We start from the raw sequence: 25,779 nt of genomic DNA on the forward strand, positions 1-25,779 counted from the left end.
AAAGCTGTGAGAAAGAGCGTTAGACTGTATAAACGCAAGAAGACCTTTCTCCAAGTAGAGAAAGGTCATCATATACGTATCACAATGCGCCTCTCTCATCTGTCAGACTATACAACGGCTTCTAAGAAGCGTCGTATCACCTGCAAGAATTAGCACCGTGCGATGTTGCCGCCGGTTGCCGGGTTTCATAGGGCTAGTCCCTCCACCTGCTCTTGATAAGATTTCGCTTTATTCAGTTGTCTTAAATTGTTCGTAATTGATACTTACTTTAAATCATTCCCAATTTTTCGTCAAGAACCTTTTCATAAAGTTTGTCACACTTCACCGAAGGTTTCCATACCCTGTACCATGGTCCTTGGCTGCGCCGGATTTCAACTTGAAAGGTCCTACACCCGGCGTTATACTAGACAAGTGCTGTTGAAAACCGAGTATGAAAGAGGTGACATGGAAGATGGACGGTGACCCGAGCCAGAAACTAGATCAAGACGCACAACCGCATAGGATTAAGATCAGTCTACCGGCAGAGGACGGCGTTATTTTTCATGCGCTTTTATCGTATTCTAACCTTCCTTGACATGCCCCTACACCGGTGGGCTGATATCCTGTGCCTTTACTGCTTAACCAAGCAGCTTGTATTTGACAAAGGAGTGATATCAGATGAAAATCCGGTTGGTCGATTCGGGCGTATTTACCCCTGTTGATGACATCGAAATGACGCTGACCCCTCCGGCCAGCGGCTTCTACTGGCTGGATGCGGACGAGGATGATTTAGCCGAACTGCAACCTCTCTTCTCCCTGCATGATCTTGCGGTTGAGGATTGCCTCAGCGAAGAAGAGCAGCGTCCAAAAATTGAAATATATGAGAACCACTATTTTATCGTCGTTAACAGCATCCGGTTTGACGACGAAGAAATTTTCCTTCGCGCATTGAACGTTTTCTTGGGCAGGCATTTTATTATTACGATGACCAAGCAAAAAATCCACGAGCTTCGCAGCGTTAAACCGCTTCTCTGGGAGGATGAAGTGAGCACGCCTGACCGCTTCCTCTATCTCTTGATCGACCTTGTCACGGACAACTATTTCTCCGTCGGGGACCGCATCGAGGCGCGGATTGAAAAGCTGGAGGAAGACATCCTCATGCATACCAAAAAATCACACTTAAGCGAGATTATCGGTCTGCGAAGCGAGATTCTTTGGTTGAAAAAGGTACTTGGACCGCAGAAGGAAGTTATCAATACGCTGAACAAAAAAGATCTCCGGCTGATCGATGACCAGTTGCAGAAGTATTTCAGCGATATCTATGAAAATGCCGTGAAAATTTCCGAGACATTCGAGACTTATCGAGATCTCATGGGGAACCTTCGCGAAGCTTACCAATCCAGTATCGCCAATCGGGCCAACGAAATTATGCGTGTGTTTACAGCTATTACAACCATCTTCATTCCGCTAACCCTCATTACCGGCATCTATGGCATGAACTTTACAAATATGCCTGAACTCGACTGGAAATATTCCTACTATGTGGTTCTCGGCATCATGGTTTTTGCCGGTGCTCTTATGTTTTACCTGTTCCGTAAAAAAGACTGGATATGAAATACCACAGAACCACAGACAGAATCAGGACGGATCTCCTTGCCACAAGGGAATCCGTCCTGATTTTCGTTTATGCGGATTTAACCTGCGTTCGCTTTGCCAGACTCCTCCCGCCGGAAGCGAATCCGTATCAGGCGCAGCCGCTCATACAGCTTCTCCGTTCCGCCAATGTCTTCTGCCTCTCCATTCCGGGCTTGTCCTTCTCCATATACCCGTTGTAATACGGGTTTAAGAAACGTATCGCCCAGCTCTTCAAACGCCTTCCATACCGTTGCCTGCTCTGAAGCCGTCATCGTATTCAATTCAACCTCAAGCAGTTGCTCCGTATCATAACCTTCCTTCTCGAGCCCCTCCAATTCCTCAACCAAATCCCGACGAGATAACGAGGTGCGCTCTTCCAACTGGGCCAGTGAAGCTCCCTCAGCTATCCCAATCAGCATCGTACGGCGGAATCGGAAGCGGTCGAGCTCTTGCTTGTAACGCTGCTCCTTCTGTTTATACAGCCAGGACAAGAACACCTCTTCCTGCAGCTGCTCGTAAACCCAATCCAGTGGAAAGGTTGTGGTTCGTTCGATTTTCGTCGTGATCTCCAGCCACTCCGCCCCATGCTCCGAAGCCTTGCTGACCCCGATTCCCGGAAGCTGCAGCAGCTCTTCCTCATTCTGGGGGATGAAGGCGCTAATCATACGCAGCACTCGATTGCTGGCAATGAAGTAAGGTGCTTTTCTTCCGGAGGCCGCCTTTCTTCTGCGCCAAGCACACAGCTCCGTGTACAACTCCTCCGAGCCATACAGCTCACTGTAGCACTGCAGCTTCTGAGCGCCGAGATTCTTGCCTCCAGTCTCTCCCGGTTCATGGAATACCCCCTCAACTAGCGGCCGGAAGCCCTCTCCAAGCTTCTTCGCTAATTGATGTCGGTACACGCATAATAACTCATTCCATGAATTTCCCTCATACCACTCATCATCGGATACATCACCGTCCGGTTCCATGTTCCGCCAGCCAAGCCGCCATCCCCCCTCTTCCTCACCGATCCATACTTGAGCAGAACGGATGTGACCTGACTCATCCGCTCCGCTCATCTGATTCATGAACACAATTTGCATCCCTCAAATACCTCCCGCTTACGCATTCAGCACAACGATGGAACAACGCAAAAAAGCACCTTTCCTCCGCCGCAGCGACAAAGAAAGGTGCTTCCCGTTCCATACGTTATACTGTTGAAATCATAATACCATAATCTGTAATAAAATCAACCTAATTTTGATTCACTCTATATAAGAAATAGGGTCAAGCTTGAACGCTCTTGGCCTCATCTACTGCCAGCTTGGCCAACGCCAATGCGCCGCAGAGACCCGCATTATCGCCGAGCATCGGCGGAACGATAAATTGATCAATCCCATCATGAAGGCTTGGATGCTGAACATATCCGGCCAGCAGCTCCTGAAGCTTCGTGCGGATCAGCGGGAACAGCTGCTCCTGCTTCATAACGCCTCCACCCATCACGATACGCTGTGGGGACAGAATGAGGACATAATTCATCAGCGCTTGAGCCAGATAATAAGCTTCCATCTCCCAAGCCGGATGATCCGGCGTCAATTCCACACCGGGAACTCCCCAACGTTTGCCAAGAGATGGTCCGGCAGCAAGTCCCTCCAGACAGTCTGCATGATAAGGGCATGTCCCTTCATACCGGTCTTCCGGATGGCGGCGCACATAAATATGTCCCATCTCCGGATGAGACAAACCGTGAATCAATTCACCAGCTACCACGGCGCCTGCTCCTACTCCCGTTCCGATGGTAATATACAGACAGCTATCCAGTCCCTGGGCAGCGCCCCATGTATATTCTCCAAGAGCGGCTCCGTTTACATCGGTATCAAATCCAATCGGAACATTAAAACGCTCTTCCAATGCTTTGACAATATTGTAATTGCTCCAATGCGGCTTCGGTGTCGTAGTAATGCAGCCATAAGTCGGGCTGCCCTTCACCGGATCAATCGGTCCGAAAGAACCGACTCCGATCGCCTCTATATCCTTATCAGCAAAAAAGTTAAAGACGTTTGCCATGGTTTCTTCAGGGGTTGTTGTCGGGAAGCTCACTCGCTCCACAACCGTTCCATCCTCCATACCCACGCCGCAAACGAACTTGGTTCCTCCTGCTTCAATTGCTCCAAGTAAACTCATGCTTCTTCCATCCTCTCCACGATGTGCTATGCCTTGTTCTCTATATAGTTGCTAACAAGCTCTATTCGAAGCATATGTAAACATTGTGCTCCCGTCAAGTCCGCCCGCCTCTTTCTCTGCTTCTGCCCGTTCCTGACGCGGCCAGCAACAGCCAAGAGAACAAAATAATGACAGCCGTCCACGCCCACGCTAGCCCGCTCTCGCCATTGCTTACCGCAACGTAAATCGCCGTGGGCAGCGTTTGCGTAACACCCGGTATGTTGCCTGCAACCATCCAGGTTGCCCCAAATTCACCTAAACCTCTGGCAAAAGCCAGAATGAACGCCGAAATCCCCGCTCTGCGGACAAGCGGCAGCGTAATCCAGCGAAGCACCTGCCATTCGCCGGCCCCTGCCGATCGCGCCGAATCCTCAAGCTCCGGTTCCACGGACTCAAAGCCTACCCGCATGCTCTGATACACAAGCGGAAACGAGACCACAATAGCCGCTATAACCGCGGCCCCCCAACTGAAAATGATGGGCCTGGCAAACAGCCATTCGGCAGCTGCGCCAATCCAGCTGTTTCTGCCCAGCATGACAAGCAGAAGAAAGCCAACCACCGTAGGTGGAAGCACAAGCGGAAGCATCAGCAGCGTTTCAACCGCCGTCTTGCCGACAAACGAGCGCCTGGACATCCAGCGCGCTGCCGCTAATCCCAGTATAAATGCAATGATGCTGGACAGCAGTGATGTTTTTATCGACAGCCATACCGGCATCCAGAACATTTCGGTCGCAGTCACGGCGACGCCTCCGCTACCTCAAATCCAGCTTCCGTGAAGATATCCCTGATCTCGGGCTTCCGCATAAATTTGAGGAACGCCTCCGCCTCCTGCGGATGCTTGGCATTGCCCGGAACCGCTGCAGGATATTCGATCGGCTGGTGCTTGTCCGGGTCAACCTCAAGCGCAAGTGTTGCCTTGGCGGAACTCTTCAGATCGGTTTTGTACACAAAACCGGCATCCGCATTCCCCGACTCCACATAAGCGAGAACTTGCGTCACGTCCTTGGCATACACCGCCTTGGATTCGACATCTTCCCAAAGGCCTTCATTCTGAAGAGTCTCCTTCGCGTACTCCCCGGCCGGTACAGTATCCGGCTGACCGATAGCCAGAACTCGTACTTCAGGTTTGAGCAGATCGGATAACTGCTTCACGTTCTGTTTGCCAACAGGCTCAATCAGCACCAACGCATTTCGAAACATTAACTGAACCGCATCGGATTGTACGATCCCCTTCTCGACCAGTCGATCCATCGGCTCCGTTGCCGCGGATACAAACAAATCTACAGGCGCCCCTTGCTCAAGCTGTTGTCCTAGAGAGCCCGAACCGCCAAAATTATAACGCAGCGTAACATTCGGAAACTCTGCTTCAAATCGTCGTCCGGTCTCTTCCAGGCTGGATTTGAGACTTGCTGCTGCCGAAACCATAACTTCAACCTTCTTCTCAGCCCCTGAGGGCGGCTTAGAGGTATCGGTTAAAGGAGTCTGATTGGAGGCACATGCGGATATAAGAAGCAGCATGGCCCCAAGCAGTAATCCGGTCAAGATTGATTTTCTACTGAAATTAAACTGTCTCCACATAACTAGGAAACCACCGCCACCCCAAAAAGATGGCCCAAGCTCTTCATCTCAAGCTCCTCCAGTTTGGTTAATGCACGTTCGTGATCCACGCTCAAGCGGCATAGTTCCAGTTCGCACTCCATTGGAACCTCGCAATGGATTTCCGCCAAAGCCCGGGACAGATGCAGCATTTCCAGATCTGCCTCGATCTTGGTGCGGACCCCTTTGGTCAGTGACTCAAGATTCGCAAGAATTCCTTCCACGGTTTCATACTCCTGAATCAGCTTGACCGCCGTTTTCTCGCCAATCCCACGTACGCCAGGATAATTATCGCTCGTATCTCCCATCAAGCCTTTCACATCGATAACCTGTCTTGGGGAAAGTCCTTTTTCGGCATACAGCGTTTCCGGGGTATAGTGCATATAATTGCCGTGTCCCTTTTTCATGATAATGACGGAAGTGGAATCGTTCACGAGCTGAAGCAGATCGTGGTCCCCCGACAGGATCATGACATTCATGCTATCCCCGTACCGTCTGGCTAGCGTACCGATGCAATCATCGGCCTCATAGCCCACGACGCCCAGGTTCGGAATTCCCAGACATTCCGTCACATCACGAACCAACGAAAACTGCGGAACCAGATCATCCGGCGCTTCCGGACGATTGCCTTTATACGAGGCGAATTGCTCGGTACGAAATGTTTTCGAACCCATATCCCAGCAGCAAGCTACATGGGTAGGCTGAAATTTATCGATAGCATCCCACATATACCGCAGGAAGCCATAAATCGCGTTGGTCGGCACCCCCGCTTTGGTTCGACGGATATAGCCGCTTGACGCGGTTGCATAGTAAGCACGAAATAATAAAGCCATCCCGTCTACAAGCATTAAGGATGGTTGTTGATTGGGTATCACAGTCATGATCGCTCCTAACTTTAACTTCTCTGGTATAACCTTAAATATACCTTGTCATTATACCATATCCCTATATAGACTTGGGCTTGTCACAAGGTATTTCTTTGAATTTCCTATCATTTCCTGTTCATATTTTTCTTGCGAGATAAGGATGCTAAGCCTCGGATGTTTATACTTTCTTATCTCTTAAAACGAAAGAGCATCCCGGCGGCCAAAAGACCTTGGGATGCTCTACCTTCATCAGCAAGAAAATGTGTCTATTCCGGATCGTTGACCTTCAACAATGGGGCCACTCAGTTCTTTCAACCGGCCTCAATTGGGCCGTCATTGCCTCCGACCAAAATAGCCATTCTACTTCTGCCATGACTCCTGATATTGTTCTGCTTTGAAGCCGACGGTCACTTTACTTCCGTCCGTCACGATTGGACGCTTGATCAATCTTCCGTTGGACGACAACAGTTCGATTTTCTCCTCATCGGAAAGTCCAGGCAGTTTGTCTTTCAGGTTCATTTCCTTGTAGACCTCGCCACTCGTATTGAAAAATTTCTTAAGCTCCAGGCCGCTCTTATCGATAAGATCGGCTAATTCTTCCTGCTCTGGCGGTTGTTCAAAAATATTTTGAAGTTCCAGCTCATGTCCTTCGTTCTGCAGCCATTTGACCGCGTTACGGCATGTCCCGCATTTCGGATATTGATATACTTTCAGTTTGCTCATTCGATACGTTCTCCTTCTCTTGTTGTTTTGAAAATATTTAAGTTGCCTCTTGCGCAAGCATATTTCTCAGAGAGTTCATATCCTCAGGAAGCGGAGCTGTGAATACCATCGTGTTCCCCTCAATCGGGTGAATCAGTGTCAGGCTTGCTGCATGCAGTGCCTGCCTGCCCATATAGCGGTCCACCCTCATGATGGATGATCCGACTTCCGGCTCTGCCGACCCCTCGTTCCCATAGGACGCAGTTTCCGTCCCATCTGATCGTAACTCCCGCTCACTGTATACCGGATGCCTATACATCTGATCTCCAATCAATGGACAACCGATGCTAAGCATATGCACCCGAATTTGATGGGTCCGGCCGGTTTCCAGCTTCAATTCAACCAAGGATGCGGAATGATAGGTTTCGCATACCTGATACCGTGTCAATGAAGGATATCCGTCCGGGGTTACGATGCGGCGGTGGGGCTCTAAAGGATCCCGATCAATCGGACCGTCAATATCGCCTGACGGCAAAGCAGGCTTGCCATGAACAAATGCAACATACCTCTTGTCGACCGTGCCGGCTATCATTTGTTCTGAAACATGCTGGTGGATATACTGATTCTTGGCCACCACCAACACGCCGGAAGTTTCCTGATCCAGCCTGTGAACCGCTCGGAACCGGTAATTCCAGCCCTTCTCCTGCCAGTAGTGGACAACGCCGTTCGCCAGTGTGTCCGTATAATGACCATGCGTCGGATGCACAATGATCCCTGCCGGCTTGTTCAGAACAAGCAGATGCTCATCCTCGTATAGAATATGAAGGTCCATCGGCTGGGGCAGCATATCGTCTGAACGTTCCTGCTCCATCCGAATTTCAACCAGATCTCCAGCATGCACTTTCACGCTAATGTATACACGGGTCCCGTTCAGCATAATGCCCTGCTCGGTCAACTTGAGGCGCGAGAGCAGCTTGCGGGATACCCCCATTCGTTTTTGCAATATAGTCTTAAGCAGCATGCCGTCTTCGTGGGGGGACACGACATAGCTGATTGGCGGATAGTACAAACTCATGAATTACCGAAACACCTTTCCACTTCGCTCATATTCGACATCCGGAATCCCGGCGTGCACATTGGCTGCCCGCGCAGTCACAAAGAAATAGTCGGACAATCGGTTCAAATACCGGCGGACCTCCGGATTGATTTCCGTGGTTCGCTGCAGCGAAACAGTCAACCGCTCGGCGCGGCGGCATACGGTCCGACATACATGAAGCAACGAAGACAACGCGCTTCCGCCTGGCAAGATAAAACGTTCAAGCGGAGGATTCTTCTCCTCGAATGCATCCAGCCATACCTCCAGATTATCCACTAGCTCCGCGCTTACCTTGAGTTTATCCTCGCGAGGTCTCGCATAGGCCAGATCCGAACCGCAATCGAACAGTTCATGCTGGATTCGAACGAGCTGAAGATGCAGTTCTTCAAATTCGGCTTCCTTGGCCAAACATACGGCTTGGCCGACAAAGCTGTTCAATTCATCGATCGTGCCGTATGCTTCGATGCGCGGATCATCCTTGGGCACACGACCACCAATAATTGAAGTTTCCCCCGCATCTCCCGTTCTCGTATATACCTTCATCCCATCTTCCTCCATTTCAAAGTCCGGTCCTTATTGAACGAACATCATATTTCTTATTTTATTATGCTCAACTATAGCATAATTTCGGATAACGGTCCCTCTATGGCGGAATAAGTTCCAGGCGGATCATGATTCCGGAGCGAGGTTCTATCATCCATGGGAAATCAATTAAACGCAAACAAGGCTGATCCTTGAGTCATTGTACTCAGGAGCAGCCTTGTATTATTCAATCAAATCGTATTTTATAGTTTCTTTTTTGGATGAGCCTTCATATATTCGTTAATCTTCAAATCCAGCAAACTGCTGATCTCGATGACAATTTCGGACGTAAAGGACTGCTCTTCCAAAAAAATCTGTTCCATCTTCCGGCGAAGCATGTGAATTTCGTCTTCCAAGGTAATTTCCTGAGGAGTGGATTTGGCTGATTTAATTGACCATTTACCGTGATTATCGCCTTCAGCCGTATAGTCACCACGGTAGTTTGACAATTCATAATCACAAAACACTGGTGATCCCTCCTTGGAAAGTAAAATTCTGCCCCCAAAATAAAATTATAACATATATTTTCCCAATGGAAAGTGATTTTTTTGTTAATTCAAGGAAAAAGTTCAACGAATTCCTTGTCTACTTTATTTTTTCCACAAAATTGCCCATTCTCTCCAAGGCCTCATTCAGTTGGGCAATGGATGTAGCATAAGAGCAGCGGATGAATCCTTCCCCGCCTAGACCGAATGCGGTGCCTGGCACGGCAGCCACCTTGGCCTCAGTCAGCAAGCGTTGGGCAAATTCTTCTGAGCCGAGTCCCGTTCGCTTGATACTTGGAAATGCGTAAAACGCTCCCTGTGGTTCGTGGCAATCCAAACCGATCTCGCGCAGCCCTTGAACCACCAGTCTGCGCCGCTGGTTATAGGATTCAACCATTCGATCCTTCTCCCCCATACCGTTGCGCAATGCTTCGAGCGCGGCGACTTGCCCCATTGCGGGTGCACACATAACCGTATATTGGTGTATTTTCAGCATGGCGCCGATCAGATCGGCATGAGCACACACATACCCCATACGCCAACCGGTCATAGCAAACGCCTTCGAGAAGCCGCTCACCAGTATGGTGCGGTCCATCATGCCTGGCATCGAGGCAAAGCTGACATGTTTGCCTTCATATGTGAGCTCCGCATAGATTTCATCGGAGATCACAATCAAATCGTGTTTTTCCACCACTTCTGCAATGGGTAGCCAATCCTCATAAGTCATGATGGCTCCCGTCGGATTGCTTGGGTAGCACAGGATTAGAATCTTCGATTTGGGCGTGATTTGCGCTTCAAGCGCCTCGGCCGTCAGTTTGAAATGATGCTCTGCCGTCGTTTCAATACCAACGGGTACCCCGCCACCGATTGAAGCAATCGGCGAGTAAGAAATGTAACACGGCTCGGGAATCAGAATTTCATCACCGGGTACAATCAAGGCACGCAGCGCCAGATCAATCGCTTCACTGCCGCCTACGGTTACAATCATTTCATTGGCAGGATTATAGGTCACGTGGAAACTGTCGTTCAAATATTCCGCGATCGCCTCCCGCAGTTCCGGCATACCGGCATTGGACGTATATCCTGTAAACCCGCGCTCCAATGAATACACGCAGGCTTCTCGTACATGCCACGGCGTTACGAAATCAGGCTCACCGACACCAAGTGTGATAATATCCTTATTTCCACTGACGAGATCAAAAAATTTCCGGATTCCGGAGGGTTGAATGTCCCTGACCCTAGGCGCCAAATAGGAGCTCATCGATTTCCTGTTATTTTCTGCAAGCTGCTGTTCGTTCACAATCATAGCACACGCTTCCTTTACGGCGAGATCAGGAGACGATTGTCTTCTTGACGTTCTTCAAAAATAATCCCGTCTTGTTTATATTTTTTTAAAATAAAATTGGTTTTGGTCGATAATACAGAATCAATAGGTGACAGTTTCTCCGAAACAAAGTTGGCCACCTCACGCAAGTTTCTGCCTTCCACTTCAACCAGCAAGTCGTAGGCGCCAGACATAAGATAGACCGACTTTACCTGCGGGAATAAATAAATCCGCTCGGCAATTCCTTCAAAGCCTCTTCCGCGCTCAGGTGTAATTTGAACCTCGATCAGCGCCGTAACCTTCTCGTCTTCCATCTTGCCCCAGTTGACAACGGTCGCATACTTAACAATAATGTGATCTCGTTCAAGCTCCGCAATGGAGGTCTTTATTTCTTCCTCATCTACACCGAGTAGAGTAGAGAGTAGAGCCGGCGATCTTCTCGCGTCTTCTTTCAGCAGGTCAAGCACCTTCAGTTTCAATTCGCTAAGCTCTTCCATATACGTATCCTCCAGCACTTATTCCGAATAACCATTCTTCATGCATGATATTTCGGAACAGAGATTAATACTTATATTACAATAACTTACACGGGATGTGCAAAAAAAAATACCGATGCATCACTGCAGCAACGGGCTGCAGGTGTCATCGGCTTATTGTTTGAGTTAACCATGGGATTATTGGGTTACATTATTAGATGTAGGGGCTACATTAGTGGTATGTGGCGCTACATTCGGATGATGCGCGTACGCGCCCATACCGTAAGTTTTTTGATTAATGGTTTCCCGTGTTTTTTGCTGGGACTGCTGCGCTTGCTTATACTGCTTGTCCACATCGTATTTCAATGCATGCCGAGGCGCGGTATACATGTTCTGCTGCTTCATCATATTAAAAAATTCACCTTGCAGCTTCAGTGTATCCGCAGTCAGATCCGTAAACATTTGACGGACATCAGGACAAGAAGCTTCCGTTGTAGCTGTCGTATACTCTCGCACGACCCGTTTCAGTTCTCCCAGAATAGGGCTAAGCATATCCTCTTCGGGCAGGTATGAAGATCCATTAGGCGTTATCATAAGTCGTTCCTCCTTAACAATTATGCATCCTTGTCTATATCTCCTCTTATTGAGGCTGCGTCGGCGCGATATTGCTGTGAATCTGCAGTGAGTTAACCAATGTATCGAGATGCTGCTCATGGCGACTTACGAATCCCAGCAGCGCCTGCTGGATTGCAGGATTTTGACTAGCTGCGGCTGTCGCGGCACAATGCTTGGCCAGCATGGTCTCGTTGGAAATGCAATCCGCAATATAGTCCAGTTCTTTTGAAGTTAGAGGCTGTAATTGCTGATTAGGTATCATCTTTGTGTTTGTTCCCCTTTCCAATTAGATTGCACAGGGCTAGTATGCCACCTATATAAAAATCTATGTCGTGAGATGTCATTAAATAGGAAAGGAACGTCCAAACTAATAACGATGTGACAATGAGGGGGTGAGGGACCATGTTACTGACCGGCGGAACAACGCCCTGGAAATATTTAAACACCGAACCTGTAAAAAGATACCCCGGTCTATCAGAACAGCTCAGCTGTGATGTGCTAATTGTCGGCGGCGGTATTAGCGGTGCGCTGATGGCCTATGTGCTGACCAAGCAAGGCGTGGACACCGTCCTGCTGGACAAAAAACGCGTATGCGAAGGCAGCACATCCGCCAATTCGGGGCTGTTGCAATTCTCTAGCGACTGCCCCCTATCTGATCTGATCCAACAATTTAACGAACAACAGGGCTCCTCCTTCTACATGATGTGCAGAAACGCCGTACGTCGGCTCACCGAAATTGCAAATCATCTGTCCAGGGATTCCGGCTTGACCCCGCGAAGCAGCCTCTACTATGCCAGTAACCCCCAAGATGTCGGCATGCTTCGCCATGAGTATGACCTGCTCAAACGAAAGGGCTTCGATGTGGAGTACTGGAGCCGCGAGCATGTGAAGGCTAACTTTCCGTTCTCAAAAGAAGCTGCCATCTATACTCGCGGCGATGCCGAAGTCGATCCCTACCGTTTTGGGCTTAATCTTCTTCAAGATGCCTGGGAGCATGGGCTGCGAATTTACGAAAATAGCGAAGTGAAGGAAACTCGGTATACCGACAGCGATGTCACCGTCTTAACCGACCAAGGAAGCGTCCTCGCCAGGAACGTGATCTGGGCCACCGGGTATAGCACCCAAGAATGGAAGCCTGATTATCAAGCGGAGCTGCTCAACACCTATGCCATCCTGACGGAGCCTGTATCCGATCTGTCTTCATGGTACGAGCGAGCATTCATATGGGAAACAAATCGCCCTTATCTCTATTTCCGGACAACGCCGGATCAACGAATCATAGCCGGAGGACTGGATGAACCGCTTCCTCCTTCAGGCAAACCAGAGGAATACGCTGAACCGAGAGGCCGGAGATTGCTAAATGAAATCCAGAAACTGTTCCCCCATATGACGGATTTGAAAATCGCTTGCAGTTGGGCCGGCGTGTTTGCCACAACCCAAGACGGCATCCCGTTGATCGGCAGACACCCGCAGTATCCGCACAGCTACTTTATCGAGGTGTATGGCGGAAACGGGACCGTTTACAGCATGATCGCTGCGGATCTGCTGGCCGAGACGATTGCAGGACGTGAGCCCGAAGAGCTGAAATGGTTCTCCTTGATACGGCCAATCGACCTGAAAATGACATAAAATAATTGAAGGTATCTCCTTATTGGCCATGGGGCCTTGGAGATACCTTCTTCGGTTGTAGGGTTGCGCCGTAACGCTGTCTCTTGTTTATCAACTCACCGTTCGTTAACTGGCACAACGCTTTTGACGCGAGCGGGTGCGATTAGGCTTCAGATGTTCAGGTGACTTGTCCTTTGGAAGGAAACAGCTTTCGTATAAACAGCCACGATCCGATAGGGGAAGCCCCCAGAAACAGCAGCAGCAGGGTTACCGTTAACGTGTCCTGTCTAAATGACAGAACAAGAATAAACACAAGGAGACCCGTAATTCGGCCTATGGTTAGACTGAGTTCCCGCAGCACGACCAGTTCCACCCGCTTCTCCACGTTTTCCTGATTCACTCCCATAAGATCAAAGCTGGCCGATATAGCCGGCATCATGTACAGCGGAATAAACAGCGACGTCCCGATTCCCAGCACCAACAGCGTAGTATAGTTGACAGCAAATAGCAGCGGCATAATTACCAGCAGCATCAATATCGAACCTACCAGCATGCCGGTTTTACGGAATTTGGGCTTGAACCACTTCCCGCAGGCCCAGTAGCTGACCAGCGAAACCGCCGAAGTAATCAATGCGAATTGCCCCAGCTTCGATTCCTGGTCCGTCGCCACAAAAACAAGGAGTGTAATAAGAAAGGAAAACACCCCTTCCCTGATTCCCTGAACGGCCAAGCCGAATACCGCGTATTTCCAGACTCCGCCCTCCTTGAGTCGGCTAACCCCCTCCAGCCAATGATAGTCGCTCTGGACCGGTCGTTTTCGCAGAAAAAAGCTGAGCACCACCGTCGCCGCGAAGATGACCATCGATACGGTAAAAATAAACCGGTAGCCCTGATCCCCATGCATCATCGTGATGATCCAACCCGCCATCCACGGACCGATAATCCCCGTTATGGAGCCCAGGAGTCCGATCCAGCCATTAAACCAGTCCCGATTCTCTGCACTTGAAATCTCGAAGTAAACCACATTAAAGGCTAACCAGAATAATCCCAATGAGACGCCGAACAGCAAGCCGAGAGGCCAAATATAATGGACGGCATCCCTCCCTGCCCACAGAACGCATAGATAAAACAGGGCGGACACTGCAATACCCAGGCGAAGCGCATTCATTTTGTTATGCTCCTTCACCCATTTGCCGGCGGTCCAGAACGTCAAACCCAATGCAACCTGCTGAGCAATCGTGAACCAACCGAGCATCGTATAGTCCTGGCGGCTTTTCCATAAGTATACGTTGAGGAATGTACCCGACAATGCACTCGATAGTATAAACAACCCATGAACGGATAACAGAAGCATAGCCTGGGGGTCCTTTGTCAACTTCATATACAGTTCCTCCCTTGCCTTCACACTTGAAGTCCAAGGTATTTTACCCCTCTAATCCCCACTTCATGAACAAAAAAAAGGAAACCGCCGCAAGCAGTTTCCTTAAACTAGCCGTGGATCGGCATACAGCGCCTTTCCGCAAACTCTATTCCTTTTTATGGATAAAACTTTTGATCATCCGAAGCCGGTCATTCTCTGCCAGATTGTGCTGTACATGGAAGCATCCAGGGCACACATATACATTTAGATCATAAGGCGGCTGAAGGATAGGGCCTTGAATCAGGGCTGCGTTAACCGGCTGGAAGCCTTCCCCACTCACATGCTGCGTTCCGGCATGAAGCATATACTCTCTGCAATGCAAGCACTCGGGAACTTCCTCTTGCTGGTCCAGAATCCCCTCTACCGTCTCCTCAAATGCAAAGAGGTCATGATCCTCCCCATACTTATCCACGGTTCGAAGCGAGGACAGTGTTTCATGGTCGGATCCCCATATACGATGAAGATCACCCGCTTCCTCATCGGAAGCCTCATAAGCCTCTTCATATTCCTCCGGATCGTCCTGTATATCCTCGTCTTCCAATGCGATATTCAATGTGCGATAGCCTTTAAGCTCGTTCGCACAGTGAGGACAAGTCTCTTCGGGACCTATCTCTTCATCCCATACAATCTCACTTTGGCACCATGGGCAAACCGTCGGTTCCATCGATCATTCATCCCTTTCTTTATTCAAACGGCCATGAATGGCCCTATTAACTTTATTTTTATTGAGACATCAAGTATACAATACCCGCCACAAAAAAAATCAAGGCAGCCGCAAACAATATCCGCGGTAAATATTTCATCGTCCTTTTCCTCCCGAAGCCCTTAAATGATGCTCGCTCCAATAATGTAAGATAAAGATACGGTGATAATTAGTACGATCAAGCCAACTGCGCGGTTATCCTTGCCAATCTCTTCATCGACCGAAAATACGGGAGTCAAGAACTCAAGCAACCAATAAGCCAATAAAAGCAGTATGAACCCGAAGAATGACCATTTAATCATGCCATAAATGGACGTATTGGCTGTTATGCTATACCGCATCACGTTACAGATGCCAAAGACCTTGCCGCCGGTCGCCATAGCTGCGGCAACATTTCCTTTGCGTATTTCATCCCAGCAGTTGTACTTGGTAACCAATTCAAAGCAATACAAGTAAACAATAAGTGCAAGTATCGCAACCGAGAAATAGCCGACGAGCACCCCAAGTGGATGGGTCAGCAAATGATCAATCGCTTCCGTCATTCCCTTTTTTCCTCCCTGATATAAACGGGATGCGGCACCTTTCGCATCCCGTCGTTCTGAACCTTATGATGATATGTTATACGATTGAAGGAGAAAACGGTTCCTGATTTCTTACTTTTCTTATTTCAACTCGGCAATCGTAACGCCATTGCCGCCTTCGCCGTAATTGCCTAAACGATGACTCTTAACATGTTTATGTTTGCGCAAATAATCCTGAATCCCGGTTCGCAGTATTCCGGTTCCCTTACCATGTATGATGTAGATCTGCCCCAGGTTCCCCAGAAAAGCCTCATCAATGAACCGATCCACCTCGATCAGCGCTTCTTCCAGATTCGCTCCTCTTAAATCCAGCTCATTCCGGATGTTGGTATCGCGAGTCCGCTTCAAGACGGTAGCATGCTGTTTCGGCGCTTGTTTGGCGCTTGCTGCCGGATTCGACAAAAGCTCCAAATCATCCAGCGCCACCTTCATCTTCATAATGCCAAGCTGAACAACGGCTTCCTTGGACCCGGCCATTTCTACAACATGCCCTTTCTGATTCAGGCTGGATACCCGAACCTCATCTCCTGGCTCAATGCTGCGCTGCTGCTTCGCTGAACGTTGGCCAGCCGTCTTCTTACCCTGCTGCGGTTCGGCGTCATCCAGACGCTTTCTGGCAGCAATCAGTTTGTGTTCCTTAACGGAAGCTCCTTCCTCTTGGGCAATCTTGCGTAGATCCGCGATGATTTCCTCCGCCTCACTCCGGGCCTTGTCCACGATCTGCCTTGCTTCCGTACGAGCTTTATCAACAAGCTTGTCCTTCTGCTCTTCCAGCTTCTGAAGCTCGTGCTGGTGACGAAGACGCAGCTCCTCCATTTCCTTCCGAACCTGCTCCGCCTTCTCACGCTCTACTTCCGCGGTGTGCCGGTTCTCTTCGAGCGATGCAATCATATGCTCCACTCGTTGATCTTCTTCCTTCACTTCGCCACGGGCAAATTCCAGAATGGATCCCGGCAATCCTAGACGTTCTGCAATGGCAAACGCATTACTGCGCCCAGGCACGCCTACCAACAGGCGATAGGTCGGGCTTAGGGTATTGATATCGAACTCCATGCTGGCGTTGATGACACCTTTGCGTTCGTATGCATAAGCCTTCAATTCAGAATAGTGCGTTGTCGCGATCATGCGGCAGCCCATGCGGTGGATATGCTCCAGGATGGAAATCGCCAGAGCGGAACCCTCCGCAGGGTCCGTCCCTGCTCCCACCTCATCAAGCAGCACTAGGCTCTTCGGCGTCATCTGGCTTAATATGCGGATGATGTTCGTCATATGGCTGGAGAAGGTACTGAGGCTCTGCTCAATGCTTTGCTCATCGCCAATATCCGCGTAGATCGCATCAAACACGCACATCTGGCTGCCTTCTTCGGCAGGAATAAAGAGTCCGGACATCGCCATCAGATTTAATAATCCGATCGTTTTGAGCGTAACCGTCTTACCGCCGGTATTCGGCCCTGTGACAATGATGGATGTATAGGAATTGCCTAATTCCACATCAAGCGGCACAACCTGATCCGCTGGAATCAGTGGATGTCGGCCTTTGCGCAGCTTAATATAACCTCTGTCATTCATTCTTGGTAGTGAAGCCTTCATTACATGGGCTAAACGAGCCTTGGCAAAAATAAAGTCGAGCTGGCCGATCAGATCCAAGTCAATGGATAGCAGCTCAGCCTGTTCGCCGACCTGGGCGGTCAGCTTCTGCAGAATCACTTCGATCTCCCGCTCTTCCCGCATTCGCGTCTCGCGCAGCTTGTTGTTCATGGCTACGATGGATTCCGGCTCAATAAACAACGTCGCGCCTGACCCGGACTGATCGTGCACGATACCGCCAAAATGCGAGCGATATTCAGCTTTTACTGGAATGACAAAACGGTCGCCGCGAATCGTAATTAACTGGTCCTGCAGCATCTTCGCCACGGATTGCGATCGAATCATGGACTCCAGTTTCTCGCGAATGCGAACTTCTCCGCCCCGCAATTCCCGCCGGATCTGAGAAAGCTCCGCGCTTGCGGAATCCAGCACCTCAGCAGCATCGTCAATACAGAGCCGAATGGCATCTTCCAGAGGCTTCTGCTCCGAAATAAGATCACTCAAATTATAGAGGATCTCAATCTTCTCGTCCTCGTGGATCGCTGCAATAAACCGCTTGATTCGGCGTGATCCATGAATCGTATTCGACGCAGCCAGCAATTCATGGGGATTAAGCGTCCCCCCAATTCTGGCTCGCTTCAATGCGTCGTTAATATCGGTAATCCCGCGAAAAGACGGATTGCCCTTGAGCCTGTCTACGGTGTAAGCCTGGTCAGTAGCCGCAAGCAAATCCTTTACCGCCTCCAGGTCGGTTTCAGGCATTAACGTTTCAGCTCTCGCACTTCCCATGGAAGTTTGAGTGTATTGTGTTAATGTATTTAAAATTTTTCGGTATTCTAAAGTTTGCAAAATCTTGTCATTCAAGAAGTTCACAACTCCTCTCAATCGATGCATATATTATATCGAAACTAATACGAATTCGCCAAGGAATCCAAAAACCTTCCACACATAACCGACGGCCCTATTGAACAAAATAAATTCTGCGTAACATTCCAGTCTTATTCTAAGGAGGCAGGTACCATGCAATTTCTCGGGCATGTTGTTCGATTTATCGTTGCCGCGCTCGTTCTTATGGTTGTCGGATGGATTGTCCCCCAATTCACCGTCGGCGGATTCGGAAGCGCCCTGTTGCTTGCACTCGTTATCGCCCTGATTGGTTGGGCTATCGAGGGCATTTTCGGCAAAAAAGTCACACCGTTTGGACGTGGCATCGTGGGCTTCCTGGTGAGCGCACTCGTGATTTACCTTGCCCAATTCATCGTTGGAGGCGTTAGCGTCTCCGTACTGGGCGCCTTGCTTGCTGCACTGGTCATCGGGATCATCGATCTGTTCATTCCGGTTTCCACCCCTTTTGAAGCAGGCAAATCCCGCAAAGAATAAGATAGAAGAACGCCCGCTTCTGTTAGAGGATTCCTCTGAAGCCCTCTTTCTGAACGAACCGAACGGCAGCAGTATCCCCACACTAACCCCCTGTTAATCTAAACAGGGGGTTTTCCATCTTCCCCTATATTATAAAGTAAATCTATATCATCGTTTGAAACCGTTCACGTTCACCAATTTTTCATAACACGAATGTGCACCCACTCTTTTTCTGCGCTATCATAAAGATTGGAAATTATATTTCACAATTATTTCATAGTCAGGAGAGATTTCAGTGAAAAAAGGCATTGCTTTACTTGTTTCATGTATGCTCCTATTTGTATTGGCTGCCTGCGGTGAAGACCAGAAAGAGTCCCAGGGAGATTCAGCGATCTCGGATACTGGTGTAGCACCGGAAGCTGAACTCGTGATTAAGGGCACCAATTTCCAATTCGACCAAGAGGAATATCGTCTCAAGAAAGGCGTGCCTGTCAAGATTACTTACGAGAATGAAGACGGCAACCACGGCGTTATGATTCCTGCGCTCGGACTGCAGCTCGATCGTAAAAACAACTCAACTATCGTTACGCCTGATGAGACGGGAGAATTCGAAGTTTCATGTTCCATTATGTGCGGAGCGGGTCACAGCAAAATGATGTCCAAACTTATCGTCGAAGAATAGTAGATCTTCCTCACGAAAATAAACCTCCGGATCGCCAGAGTATCCTCTGTCTAATCCGGAGGTTTTTTCAGGTTCACATCTTCGCCATGGCCTAACGCTGATCCTGCTCAATCAACTCGATCCACTCATTATATTCAACTTGGAGCTTCGAATACTCTTCCTTCAACTTACGGTGTTCTTCTTCAAGCTGCGCAGATTGCTCCGCCTTCAATTCCTGTTCTGCCTGGAGCAGACGATATTGGTGCATGACCAGCTCATACTGTTCACCTAAATCGGAATACTGTTGTGCCGCTTCACTCTTCTCGTCTTCCAGACGTTCATAGGCTTGGCGTGCGGATGCTATTTCCTGCTGCCATGACTGGAGCTCTTCTTCGAGAGCAAGCTTGGTTCGTTTCCACTCATCGCGCTCTGCGGCCAGCTTCTCGCTGTCCTCGGCAAGCTGTTCCCGTTCCGCCATCCCTTGCCGGTATTGCTCCTGCCACTGAACGGCGCGTTCCTCTGAATCTCTCAGCTGCTCGGCGAGTTCACGTGCGCGCTCTTCACTGGCAGCCGCCTTCTTGCGAAGCTCATCCAGCTGATTCGACACCGTATCGTATTCTTCCTCCAGCATAGCGTACAGTTTGCTGGTCTCTTCCTCTCGGACTCCCGCTTCCTTCGCGAGTTTCTCCAGCTCTTCATGGCGAAGCTGCAGTTCATTCAATTCCTCTTGGGCACTTCTACGCTCTGACATAGTCCGGTCAGCTTCGTCCTTCATGACCTGGATCTCATCCTGAAGTCCCTTCATTCCTTCTTCCAGGCTCTCGTTCGCTTCCATAAGCTCGACAATTCTCATCTCGAGCTCAGCGGTTTCCTCTTTGCGCTGATCAGCCAGCGTGCGCCAGGATTGAAGCTCGCTGCTTAGACGCTGCAGCTCTTCTTGCTGTTTGCGGGAGGTCTGATTTGCATCCACCACAAGTTTCTGCAGACGACGGCGCTCTTCCTCCGACTTGGCGGATTCCTGCTTCAGGCCCTCGAGCTCCTTCGTCAGCCCTTCGACCTTCGTTCGGAAGGAACGCAATTCCTGCGAAGAGGCCTCGGCTTGCTGTCTGGACGACTGGAGCGCTTCCTTCAGCTTGTCCGATTCTGCTTTTACAGCACCCAGTTCCTTCTCGGCGGACGACAAACGTGATTGGAGCTGCCCGCCCCGCGTTCGCTGCTCGGCAAGCTGCTTCTCCAGCTCTTGGACGGTACTTGTATGCTTTTGCTCCATATCCTGTACCGTCTTCGTATTCTTCTGTTCCAGATCCTGCACCGTCTTCGTATACTTCTGCTCCATATCGTGCACGATCTTCGAGTGCTGCTGCTCCTTCAGGAGCGCCTCTTGTTTATAGGTGCTCTCCTGTTTCTTCAATTGCTCAGCCAGCTTCTCCTCGGCCTGTTTCGCAGAGGTCCGTTGACTCTGTTCCAGCTTCTCGATGGCCTGTTTATGAGTGAGCGTCAACTGCGAAATCTGCCCTTCATAGCGGCGCTTCATATCTTCAATAGACTGCTTATGGCCGCTCTCCAGCTTCTCGCGCTGCTCCTTAAGACGGGCCTCAAGCTGCTGCTTCTCCTTCAGCAGTTCCGCCACGCGGTCCGATTCCTTCTGGAGCAATTCCTTCGTACGCTCTGACTCCGCGGTTAGATTCTCCTTGGACTTCCTGTATTCCTCAGCCAGCGTAGTCTGCTCCGCCAGCTTGTGCTCCAACTGCTCCTGCTGCTGACGATGTCTCTCCTGCTGCTCGATCTGAAGTCCTTGTACCTTGGCAAGCTCCGTACGCAGTTCATTTCGCTCGGCCGTCATCTGCTTGGCCTCATTCTGAAACTCCAGCTTCTGCAAAGCTTCTTCAGCCATATGTACTGCAGCTAGGACGGCAATACGCGGGGTATCCAATCGAGAGTGCGCCTTGGATATGGTACGCATGCGATCATCTACATAATTCGCTACCTGTCTGGTATAATCACTGCTACTGCCAACGAGTTTATAGGAAGTTCCGTAGATATCTACGGTAACGCTTTTACGGTCCGATGTAGTCAAAATTGTGCCCTCCTTCTATTATGTGTAGATTCTATGATGTCTGAAATGGTCTATTCTCTACATTCATTATATATGAGATAACATCTGTAGACGAACCTCAAGAAAACAGACCGAAGTTTGGTATATGATAACACAGTTTTGTGCTTATAATTATGTACCCTGCGGGCGTCCTGATGCAAATCCCAGTTCAATTTAGAGCAAAAAAGCCCGCATCGAATCCCTGATGTAATGGATTCGATGCAGGCGTTCACAATTCCTGCTATTTTCTTAATTCTGCGCCAAAAGTTTGCTGAAGGGCAGCAATCGCTTTTTCCGTGACGCCAGCAACCTCCTCATCGGTCAGCGTCCGTTCCTGATGACGGTACGTCATAGAGATGGCAACACTCTTCTTACCCTCTCCAAGCTTGCTGCCTGTGAAGACGTCAAATACCTGAATCTGCTGCAGAAGCTCACCAGCATTCTCCTTGATCACTTGAATCAGGGAGCCGGCTTCAACCTCCTCATTCACCACGATGGCAAGATCGCGTTCCATACCCGGGAATCTAGGCAAATCGCGGTAAACGACGCGGGCGTTAGTCAGATCATACAGCGGCTTAAGGAGAATCTCCGCGGCATAGGTATCTTCCAAATCCAGCTCCTGCTGCGTCTTCGGATGAATTTGTCCCAGTACACCTAACAGCCGCTTGTTCTCGCCTTGACCCGCATATACGGAAGCGGAACGTCCCGGGTGGAAGCCCTCCGGTCCGTTGGCCTCGTAAGTGATCTCCTCTGAGCCAATTCCAAGGTAGTCGAGCACCGTTTCGAGCGCCCCCTTCAAATCGAAGAAATCGACCTTGGCCGGCTGAACATTCCATTGCTTGCTGCCTTTGCGTCCCGTCAGCAGCAACCCGAGAACCGGGCGCTCCAGCGGCTGCTTCGTCAATGTCTTCTCATGCGTATGAAACAGGTTCCCTATTTCAAACAGGGCCAAGTCCGGCTGCTTGCGGTTATGGTTGTACACCGCGATATCCAGCAGCTGCGGAAGCAGGCTGGTGCGAAGGACGCTGCGGTCCTCGCTCATTGGCATGGCCAGCTTAACCGCCGTGCCATCTGACGAAAGGGAGGTGAACATTTCCGCTTGCTGCGGATGGATGAAGGAATAACCCAGAACCTCCTGGAATCCGCTATGCGTCAGCAAACGGCGAAGCGAGCGGCGGATGGCCTGAGCGATGGTCAATGAACCCGGTGTCGTCGGACCTTCAATCGCCGTTGTCGGGATATTGTCGTATCCATACAGACGGGCCACCTCTTCAATGAGGTCTACGTCAAGCACGATATCGCCGCGTCGGGAAGGCACTTGAACATCCACCATTCCTTGGCCCGAATCTCCGCAAGGGAAATGCAATCGGGCGAAGATCGTTTTCACCTCAAGCAGGGACAGCTCCGTTCCCAGATAACGATTGAGCTTCTCCAGCGACAACGTAATCACGGTAGGCTCGGTGTCCGCACTGCCTGCTTCGACGATTCCCTGATGGACAGCGCCTCCGGCATATTTCGCCATCAATGCCGCTGCACGGTTCAGTGCAGGGATAACTGCGGCAGGATCCACTTCCTTCTCGAAGCGGGAGCTTGCCTCCGAACGCAGTCCGAGCTGACGGGATGTTTTGCGGACGGTACCGCCATCGAACTTAGCCGACTCCAGGAAAATATTGACCGTGCTGTCCGTTACTTCGGAGTCCAGCCCGCCCATAACGCCAGCCAAGGCTACCGGCTTGCCCCCTGCTGTAATCACCAGCATATGCGGCTCCAGGCGACGCTCCGCGCCGTCCAGCGTTACCATCGTTTCTCCAGCTTCAGCCATACGTACATGGACCGCGCCATCCTTCAGCTGATCTGCATCAAAAGCATGCAGCGGCTGGCCATATTCCAGCATCACATAGTTCGTAATATCCACGATATTACTGATCGGGCGCACGCCCGCTGCCATCAACCGGTTCTGCATCCACAGCGGAGAAGGACCGATCTTAACTCCGGTAATATAACGTGCCGCGTAATGGCTGCACTGCTCGTCAGCCCCGATCGTAACCGAGATATGATCGGCTGCTGCATCTTGAACCTCCAGAATTTCCTTCTCCGGGTTCGGAAGACTCAGCTCGCGCCCCAGAATGGCGCTCACTTCGTAAGCTGCTCCCAGCATGCTGAGACAGTCAGAGCGGTTCGGCGTCAGATCCAGCTCCAAAATTTCATCGTTCAGACCCAGCACATCTTCAATTGGTTTGCCGATCTCCGTCTCAGCCGGAAGTACCAAAATTCCTTCCTGCAGCTCTTTAGGCAGCAGTTTGTCATTCATGCCCAGTTCCTTCGCCGAGCAGATCATGCCTTGGGAGAGCACGCCGCGCAGCTTGGCCTTCTTGATATCCATACCGCCCGGCAGCTTAGCGCCAACAAGCGCCACCGGCACCTTCTGGCCAGCATCCACATTTTTGGCTCCGCACACGATCTGGAGATCTTCCTCCTGACCCGCATCCACGATGCATACATTCAGCTTGTCTGCGTCAGGATGCTTCTCCTTACTCTTGACGTAGCCTACGACCACTTTGTTAATGCCTTGATTCCGTTTCTCGATCACATCGATTTCAATACCAGCCGAAGTAATACGGCTTGCCAAATCCTCTGAGGTTACGCCATCGAGCGAAATATAATCGGACAACCAATCGGTTGAAACTCTCATTGTCTATTCACTTCCCTTTATCGTTAAAATTAGATCCGCGTGAATTGATTCAAGAATGCTGTATCGTTGTTGAAGAAGTGACGGATGTCATCCACGCCGTATTTTAGCATCGCAATCCGCTCAACCCCCATACCGAAAGCAAAACCGCTGTACTTCTCAGGGTCATAACCGCCCATTTCAAGCACCTTCGGATGAACCATGCCGCAGCCTAAAATCTCAAGCCAGCCTGTTTGCTTGCATACGCGGCAGCCACTGCCGCCGCATCTTACACAGGATACGTCCACTTCCGCGCTCGGCTCCGTGAACGGGAAGAAGCTTGGACGCAGACGAATCTGCGTGTCATCGCCGAACATCTCCTGCACGAATTGCAGCAGCGTCCCTTTCAGATCACTCATGCGAATGTTCTCGCCGATGACCAAGCCCTCGATTTGATGGAACTGGAACGAATGCGTCGCATCATCGTCGTCCCGGCGGAATACACGACCCGGGCAGATGATTTTGACAGGCGCTTTCCCATTCATCGACAGCATCGTCCGGGCTTGCACCGGGGATGTCTGAGTACGCATTAGCAGATCTTCCGTCAAATAGAAGGAATCCTGCATGTCGCGTGCCGGGTGATTCTTCGGAAGATTCAGCGCTTCGAAGTTGAAGTAGTCCGTTTCCACCTCAGGGCCTTCCGCTACCTGATAACCCATCCCGATGAAAATATCCTCAATATCCTGGATCACCTTGCTCAAAGGATGGACTGCGCCTTGGCTGAGCTTGCGGCCCGGAAGAGTTACGTCCACCTTCTCTGCACGCAGGCGCTCTTCGGTTTCCTGCTGCAGGAACGCTTCCTGCTTGCCGGAGATGACTTCCTCGATCGCGCCCCGAACGTCATTGGCCACCTGGCCGATAACGGGACGCTCTTCTGCACTCAGCGCTCCCATTCCGCGCAGGATTTCCGTCAAGGCACCTTTTTTGCCAAGGTATTTCACCCGCAAATCATTCAGCTGCTGCGGATCGGTAACATCCTGCAATTGCGCCAATGCTTCCTGCTTTAATGCTTCTAATTTTTCCTTCATAGCTATTCGCACACCCCTTTGTAAACTCCATCATCGTACTGAAAACAAAAAAGGCCTCTCCTCCCGAAAAGGGACGAAGAGACCGTGGTACCACCCTTGTTAACATGCATCATACCCTAACCAAGGCGGTAAAAAACCTTAGGCCCGAGTATACCTCATCATGCTCACTTGACCGACGTAACGAATCGGACCCGTTATCCCCTACTGACCGGCACCATGCCGTGTTCAAGGAACTGCTCCGGAGCGAACTTCACTAGCCTGTTTCTATAGGGACACTCTCAATCCACGGCATCCCTTCCCTGTAAAGAGGCACTAGCTACTTTTCTCCATCCACGCATTTATTACATATGCAAATATATAGGGTTTATTATATGCAACCTTTCGGGATATGGCAAGTTTCATTTCCCCATTTTAACCCCATCTGACTGATTTTAATCGTGATCCCTGA

General features: G+C 50.1%; 24 protein-coding genes and 1 riboswitch. Of the genes, 4 read left to right on the forward strand and 20 right to left on the reverse strand.

Features of this window, described 5'->3' with window-relative positions; all coding sequences use genetic code 11:
• Positions 1-92: 92 nt before the first annotated feature.
• Positions 93-222, reverse strand: a riboswitch (SAM riboswitch).
• 435 nt (positions 223-657) lie between these two features.
• Complete coding sequence (gene corA, locus AB4124_RS03245) at positions 658-1,593, forward strand: magnesium/cobalt transporter CorA (RefSeq protein WP_379407526.1); 936 nt, start codon at positions 658-660, stop codon at positions 1,591-1,593.
• A gap of 80 nt (positions 1,594-1,673) precedes the next feature.
• On the opposite strand, the gene AB4124_RS03250 is transcribed toward corA, so the two are convergent.
• The 13 genes from AB4124_RS03250 to AB4124_RS03310 form a co-directional block, all read right to left on the reverse strand.
• Complete coding sequence (locus tag AB4124_RS03250; protein WP_441971118.1) at positions 1,674-2,699, reverse strand: HRDC domain-containing protein; 1,026 nt, start codon at positions 2,697-2,699, stop codon at positions 1,674-1,676.
• A gap of 184 nt (positions 2,700-2,883) precedes the next feature.
• The gene (locus AB4124_RS03255) at positions 2,884-3,780 is read right to left on the reverse strand and encodes an ROK family protein (RefSeq protein WP_215159249.1); all 897 of its coding nucleotides are present in this window, start codon (positions 3,778-3,780) and stop codon (positions 2,884-2,886) included.
• Positions 3,781-3,874: 94 nt separating this feature from the next.
• The gene (modB, locus tag AB4124_RS03260) at positions 3,875-4,558 is read right to left on the reverse strand and encodes a molybdate ABC transporter permease subunit (protein ID WP_353049504.1); all 684 of its coding nucleotides are present in this window, start codon (positions 4,556-4,558) and stop codon (positions 3,875-3,877) included.
• Positions 4,555-5,397, reverse strand: a complete 843-nt coding sequence (modA, locus tag AB4124_RS03265; protein WP_441971121.1) for a molybdate ABC transporter substrate-binding protein — start codon at positions 5,395-5,397, stop codon at positions 4,555-4,557. Before modA ends, modB begins: the two co-directional genes overlap by 4 nt.
• Before the next feature lie 2 nt (positions 5,398-5,399).
• Positions 5,400-6,290, reverse strand: coding sequence for a 5'-3' exonuclease (locus tag AB4124_RS03270; RefSeq protein WP_076324512.1), 891 nt, complete (start codon positions 6,288-6,290; stop codon positions 5,400-5,402).
• Positions 6,291-6,641: 351 nt separating this feature from the next.
• Entirely contained in the window at positions 6,642-7,004 is a 363-nt protein-coding gene (locus AB4124_RS03275; protein WP_076324513.1) for an arsenate reductase family protein, read from the reverse strand.
• 37 nt (positions 7,005-7,041) lie between these two features.
• A complete protein-coding gene (locus AB4124_RS03280) occupies positions 7,042-8,058 on the reverse strand; it encodes an RluA family pseudouridine synthase (protein ID WP_441971123.1) in 1,017 nt (338 codons plus the stop codon).
• Between the two features lie 3 nt (positions 8,059-8,061).
• Positions 8,062-8,622, reverse strand: a complete 561-nt coding sequence (locus AB4124_RS03285; RefSeq protein WP_098748560.1) for a cob(I)yrinic acid a,c-diamide adenosyltransferase — start codon at positions 8,620-8,622, stop codon at positions 8,062-8,064.
• A 242-nt stretch (positions 8,623-8,864) separates the two neighbouring features.
• The gene (locus tag AB4124_RS03290; protein WP_076324516.1) at positions 8,865-9,128 is read right to left on the reverse strand and encodes an aspartyl-phosphate phosphatase Spo0E family protein; all 264 of its coding nucleotides are present in this window, start codon (positions 9,126-9,128) and stop codon (positions 8,865-8,867) included.
• Positions 9,129-9,246: 118 nt separating this feature from the next.
• On the reverse strand, positions 9,247-10,452 hold the full coding sequence (locus AB4124_RS03295) for an aminotransferase class I/II-fold pyridoxal phosphate-dependent enzyme (RefSeq protein WP_076324517.1): 1,206 nt from the start codon (positions 10,450-10,452) through the stop codon (positions 9,247-9,249).
• Between the two features lie 14 nt (positions 10,453-10,466).
• Positions 10,467-10,967 carry an Lrp/AsnC family transcriptional regulator gene (locus AB4124_RS03300; protein WP_441971126.1) on the reverse strand — a complete coding sequence of 167 codons (501 nt, stop codon included), beginning with the start codon at positions 10,965-10,967 and terminating at the stop codon, positions 10,467-10,469.
• A 177-nt stretch (positions 10,968-11,144) separates the two neighbouring features.
• On the reverse strand, positions 11,145-11,540 hold the full coding sequence (locus tag AB4124_RS03305) for a spore coat protein (protein WP_441971128.1): 396 nt from the start codon (positions 11,538-11,540) through the stop codon (positions 11,145-11,147).
• A gap of 46 nt (positions 11,541-11,586) precedes the next feature.
• Positions 11,587-11,823: a hypothetical protein gene (locus AB4124_RS03310; protein WP_083659766.1), complete on the reverse strand. Its 237-nt coding sequence runs from the start codon at positions 11,821-11,823 to the stop codon at positions 11,587-11,589.
• Positions 11,824-11,963: 140 nt separating this feature from the next.
• Here AB4124_RS03310 and AB4124_RS03315 point away from each other — a divergent pair, with 140 nt between their 5' ends.
• Positions 11,964-13,190: an NAD(P)/FAD-dependent oxidoreductase gene (locus tag AB4124_RS03315; protein ID WP_441971130.1), complete on the forward strand. Its 1,227-nt coding sequence runs from the start codon at positions 11,964-11,966 to the stop codon at positions 13,188-13,190.
• Positions 13,191-13,347: 157 nt separating this feature from the next.
• Here the strand turns inward: AB4124_RS03315 and AB4124_RS03320 are convergent, their stop codons facing one another.
• The 4 genes from AB4124_RS03320 to AB4124_RS03335 all read right to left on the reverse strand — a co-directional run bounded on the left by AB4124_RS03320 (position 13,348) and on the right by AB4124_RS03335 (position 18,324).
• Positions 13,348-14,574, reverse strand: coding sequence for an MFS transporter (locus tag AB4124_RS03320; RefSeq protein ID WP_430106460.1), 1,227 nt, complete (start codon positions 14,572-14,574; stop codon positions 13,348-13,350).
• A 121-nt stretch (positions 14,575-14,695) separates the two neighbouring features.
• Positions 14,696-15,253, reverse strand: coding sequence for a hypothetical protein (locus AB4124_RS03325; protein WP_441971132.1), 558 nt, complete (start codon positions 15,251-15,253; stop codon positions 14,696-14,698).
• Positions 15,254-15,414: 161 nt separating this feature from the next.
• A complete protein-coding gene (locus tag AB4124_RS03330; protein WP_076324523.1) occupies positions 15,415-15,834 on the reverse strand; it encodes a DUF350 domain-containing protein in 420 nt (139 codons plus the stop codon).
• Positions 15,835-15,954: 120 nt separating this feature from the next.
• Complete coding sequence (locus AB4124_RS03335; RefSeq protein ID WP_339267503.1) at positions 15,955-18,324, reverse strand: endonuclease MutS2; 2,370 nt, start codon at positions 18,322-18,324, stop codon at positions 15,955-15,957.
• 156 nt (positions 18,325-18,480) lie between these two features.
• On the opposite strand from AB4124_RS03335, the gene AB4124_RS03340 reads away from it, so the two are divergent.
• Both AB4124_RS03340 and AB4124_RS03345 read left to right on the forward strand, forming a co-directional pair.
• Positions 18,481-18,840 carry a phage holin family protein gene (locus AB4124_RS03340; RefSeq protein WP_076324525.1) on the forward strand — a complete coding sequence of 120 codons (360 nt, stop codon included), beginning with the start codon at positions 18,481-18,483 and terminating at the stop codon, positions 18,838-18,840.
• A 274-nt stretch (positions 18,841-19,114) separates the two neighbouring features.
• Complete coding sequence (locus AB4124_RS03345; protein ID WP_441971135.1) at positions 19,115-19,501, forward strand: cytochrome C oxidase subunit II; 387 nt, start codon at positions 19,115-19,117, stop codon at positions 19,499-19,501.
• Between the two features lie 91 nt (positions 19,502-19,592).
• On the opposite strand, the gene AB4124_RS03350 is transcribed toward AB4124_RS03345, so the two are convergent.
• From AB4124_RS03350 to pheS, 3 genes are all read right to left on the reverse strand, one after another.
• Entirely contained in the window at positions 19,593-21,557 is a 1,965-nt protein-coding gene (locus AB4124_RS03350; RefSeq protein ID WP_430106466.1) for a hypothetical protein, read from the reverse strand.
• Between the two features lie 259 nt (positions 21,558-21,816).
• On the reverse strand, positions 21,817-24,267 hold the full coding sequence (gene pheT / locus AB4124_RS03355; protein ID WP_441971137.1) for a phenylalanine--tRNA ligase subunit beta: 2,451 nt from the start codon (positions 24,265-24,267) through the stop codon (positions 21,817-21,819).
• Between the two features lie 29 nt (positions 24,268-24,296).
• A complete protein-coding gene (gene pheS / locus AB4124_RS03360) occupies positions 24,297-25,331 on the reverse strand; it encodes a phenylalanine--tRNA ligase subunit alpha (RefSeq protein WP_076324529.1) in 1,035 nt (344 codons plus the stop codon).
• Positions 25,332-25,779: the final 448 nt, after the last annotated feature.

Source organism: Paenibacillus sp. 2KB_20, assembly GCF_052115765.1.
In the GTDB taxonomy this organism is placed as follows: domain Bacteria; phylum Bacillota; class Bacilli; order Paenibacillales; family Paenibacillaceae; genus Paenibacillus_AQ.